This window comes from Promineifilum sp. (SeqCode) (assembly GCF_041918635.1).
Lineage (GTDB): Bacteria > Chloroflexota > Anaerolineae > Promineifilales > Promineifilaceae > Promineifilum.
In genome coordinates this window covers 1-4,046 of record NZ_JAYRVJ010000381.1, presented here as the reverse complement: position 1 = coordinate 4,046, position 4,046 = coordinate 1, and the positions used below count along the sequence as shown (strand labels likewise).

Annotated in this window: 2 protein-coding genes; both read left to right on the top strand. The window is 70.8% G+C overall.

Annotation, left to right across the window (positions count from 1 at the left end; all coding sequences use genetic code 11):
* A partial coding sequence (locus ACE3UY_RS12010) for a hydantoinase/oxoprolinase family protein (protein ID WP_374687760.1) occupies window positions 1-2,056 on the top strand: 2,056 nt, incomplete at its 5' end.
* A 454-nt stretch (window positions 2,057-2,510) separates the two neighbouring features.
* The coding region (locus tag ACE3UY_RS12005; protein WP_374687759.1) for a PA14 domain-containing protein at window positions 2,511-4,046 on the top strand (1,536 nt) is incomplete at its 3' end.

The following is a 4,046-nucleotide window of genomic DNA, read 5'->3' as shown; positions in this document are numbered from 1 at the left end:
GTTGGCGGGGTTGGAGGTGGTCGGTGCAGGCGCAACTCACTTCGGAAAGTGGGTCGCACCTGAGGCGATTGTGCATGGCAGCACCGTCGCCACCAACGCCCTGCTGGAGCGGCGCGGGGCGCGGACGGCGCTCATCGCCACAGCCGGCTTCGCCGACGTGTTGGAGATCGGCCGCCAGAACCGGCCCGACCTCTACGCCCTCGTCCCACAAAAGCCGCCGCCGCTCGTGCCTCGCGCCTGGCGCTTCGAGGCGCAAGAGCGGCTGAGCGCGGCTGGTGAGGTGCTGCGCCCGCTGGACGTGGCCGCCCTGGCCCCCGTCCTGGCCCAGTTGGCCGCCGAGGGCATCGAGTCGGTCGCCGTCTGCCTGCTTTTCTCCTTCCTGCGGCCGGCGCACGAGCGGGCCATCGCCGCGGCCATCACCGACGCCCTGGGGCCGGACGCGCCCCATATTTCCCTCTCCGCCGACATCCTGCCTGAATACCGCGAGTACGAGCGCACGGCGGCAACGGTCATCAACGCCTACGTCGCGCCGCTGATGAGCCGCTACCTGGCGCGGCTGGCCGCCGGCGTCGCCCCGCGCCGGCTGGCCGTCATGCAGAGCAACGGCGGGGTCATCGACGCGGCCCTGGCCGGGGCGCAGGCGGCGCGCACGGCGCTGTCCGGGCCGGCGGGCGGGGTGGTGGGGGCATTACATGTGGCGGCGGGCAGTGGGCAGTGGGTAGTCAGCAGTCAGCAGTCAGCAATAAGTGGTAGGGAAGTCAGGGACTCAGACATTATTACGTTCGACATGGGCGGGACGAGCACCGACGTGGCCCTGTGCCCCGGCCGCGCGCCGATCACGACCGACGGCGAGATCGCCGGGCTGCCGCTGCGGCTGCCGCTCATCGACATCCACACCGTCGGCGCGGGCGGCGGCAGTCTGGCCCGGGCCGACGCCGGCGGGGCCTTGCGCGTGGGGCCGGAGAGCGCCGGCGCGTCCCCCGGCCCGGCCTGCTACCGCGCCGATTACGACACGTGGCGGGCGGCGCTGGACGCCCACTTCGCGCCCGGCCGGGCCACGGTCAGCGACGCCAACCTCGTGCTCGGCCGGCTGGACGCGGCCCACTTCCTGGGCGGCGGCATGCGGCTGCACGAGGAACCGGCCCGCCGGGCGCTGGCGACGCTGGCCGCCGACCTGGGCGCGCCCTCGCCGGAAGCGGCGGCCTGGGGCGTCGTGCGCGTCGCCAACGCCAACATGGAGCGGGCCATCCGGCGCATCTCCGTCGAGCGGGGCCACGACCCGCGCCGCTTCACGCTGGTGGCCTTCGGCGGCGGCGGGCCGCTCCACGCCTGCGAGCTGGCCGCCGCGCTGCGCATCCCGCGCGTGCTCGTGCCGGAGACGCCGGGCGTGCTGTCGGCGCTGGGCATGCTGGTGGCCGCGCCGGCCCGCGACTACTCGCGCACGGTCATGCGGCCGGCGGCTGAAGCGACGGGTGAATGGCTGGCCGGGGCGTTCGCGCCGCTGGTCGAGCGGGCGCGGGCCGACATGGCCGCGGAGACGCGGGCCGCGGAGACGCGGGCCGCCGAGGGCCACGACCCGGCGGCGCTGGAACTGCGGCACGCGCTGGATGCTCGCTACGTGGGCCAGTCGCATGAGTTGAGCGTCCCCTACGCGCCGGGGGAGGGCGCGGCCGAGGTCGCCGCCGCCTTCCACGCCGCCCACGCCGCCCGCTACGGCTACGCCCGGCCGGAGGCGGCGGTGGAGATCGTCACGTTGCGGCTGACGGCCGTCGCGCCGGCCGCGCCGCCGTCCTGGCTGGAGCGCCCATCCGGCGGTCCCGACCCGGCCGCGGCCCTGCTGGGCGAGAAGCCGGTCTGGTTCGCGGACGAAATCGCCGGCGAAAGCGGCGCGGGCTTCCAGCTGGCCCGCCTCTACGACCGCGCGCGGCTGCGCCCCGGCCACGTCATTGAGGGGCCGGCGGTCATCTTCCAGTACGACACGACGACGCTCATCCCCCCCGCCTGGACGGCCATCGTCGACCGCCGCGCCAATCTCCTATTAGGGACTAGGGGTTAAGACTAGGGGCTAGGGACTAGGGACTAGGGGCTAGGGGAGAGCGCCCTTCCCTGGAACCTTTCTTCCCTAGCCCCTAACCCCTAGCCCCTACCCCCTATTATGTAACGAGTGTATTAGTAGACGCCCCACAGGCCGGCCGTTGCCCTTATAATACGATAGTTACTGATAGCTGCCGCGGCGTCCCTGCCCTTTGCATCCCTCTTCGCGGCTCACGGCTCTGCTTGGAGCTTCCAAATGTGTTACCACATCTATAAGCCGTTCCGTTCGTAGTTAGGCAATTCATTGCCGTTCTTACGGCTGGGGAGAAGAACGGCAATGAATTGCCTGACTACACTTGTAGCGCGGGTTGCCGGCCCGCCTCCCCAGGCCGTAAGAGGCGGGTTGCCAACCCGCGCTACAAGTGGGAAGAACGGTACTGAATGGCCTGACGACTAACCAGTAAGGAGAGCAAGTTATGTCAAACAAGTCTGTCCGTTTCATCGCCCCGCTCCTGGCTGTGGTGGGAGCGCTGTTGTTGCTGGCCCTGGCCCCCGGCGCGTCGCGCGTGGCGGCCCAGGACAATGCGTGGCGGGCGCGCTACTGGAACAACCGCAACCTGTCCGGCGACCCCATCGTGACACGCAACGAGTCGGCCATCGACAACGATTGGGGCGGCGGCAGCCCCCACGTCCTGGTCAGCGACGACAACTTCTCCGCCCGCTGGGAGCGCAGCTTCAACCTGTCGGCCGGAACCTACCGCTTCACGGCCACCATGGACGACGGTATGCGCGTCTGGGTCAATAACCAGCTGGTCATCGACTCCTGGGTCGATAGCCAGGTGCGCACCCTCACCGCCGACCGGACGTTGAGCAGCGGCGCGAACGCCATCCGCGTCGAATATTACGAGGCGGGGGGCATGGCCGTGGCCCGCTTCCGCTTTGACCTGATCGCTGCCGGAGGCGGCTCCAGCTCCGCCGCGACCTGGCGCGGCGAGTACTTCAGCAACATGGATCTGGCCGGCTCGCCGACCCTGACACGCACCGACGGGGCCATCGACTTCAACTGGGGCGAGGGTTCGCCCGCGTCGAGCATCCCCTCCGACCGCTTCTCGGTGCGCTGGACGACCACGCTCAACTTCAACCCCGGCAGCTATCGCTTCGAGGTCTTCTCCGACGATGGCATTCGCATGTGGGTCAACAACGTGCTCATCATCGACCAGTGGCGCAACCAGTCCGACGGCCGCTTTGCCGCCAACGTAAACCTGGCCGGCGGGGCGACCGCGCTGCGGGTGGAGTACTTCGAGAACGTGGGCCGCGCCGCAGTCAGTGTCGGCTGGAACCCGCCGGCCACCGGCCCGGCGACGGGCGGCGGTAGTACCGGCGGCGGCGGCTCCTGGCGGGGCGACTACTTCAACAACATCTCCCTGTCCGGGACGCCGGCGGCCTCGCGCAATGACGCGGTCATCGACTTCAACTGGGGCAACGGCTCGCCCATCGCCGGCGTCGGCGTCGATCGCTTCTCGGTGCGCTGGACGCGGACGATCAACTTCCCGGCCGGCACGTACCGCTTCGACGTGTTCTCCGACGACGGCATCCGGCTGTGGGTGAACAACCAGCTGCTCATCGACCAGTGGCGGCAGCAGTCCGACGGCCGCTTCAGCGCCAGCATCACCCTACCCGGCGGCAACACGCCGCTGCGCGTGGAGTACTTCGAGGACACCGGCCGCGCCGCCGTGTCCGTGTCGTGGAACCCGCCGGTCACCGGCGGCGGCCCGGGCACCGGCGGCACTACGCCGCCCATCACGGGGCCGACGGCCACGGTGACCGGCACGGGCGGGGCGCGCCTGAACATCCGCAGCGCCCCGGGCGGCTCGCTCATTGTGGGCGAGCAGCTGGCGTTCAATCAGACGGTGGGGTTGACCGGCTTCCGCTCGGCCGATAGCGGGTGGGTGGAGGTCTTCAAGCCGGCCGGCGGCACGGGCTGGGTCAGCGCCCGCTACGTGACCACCTCC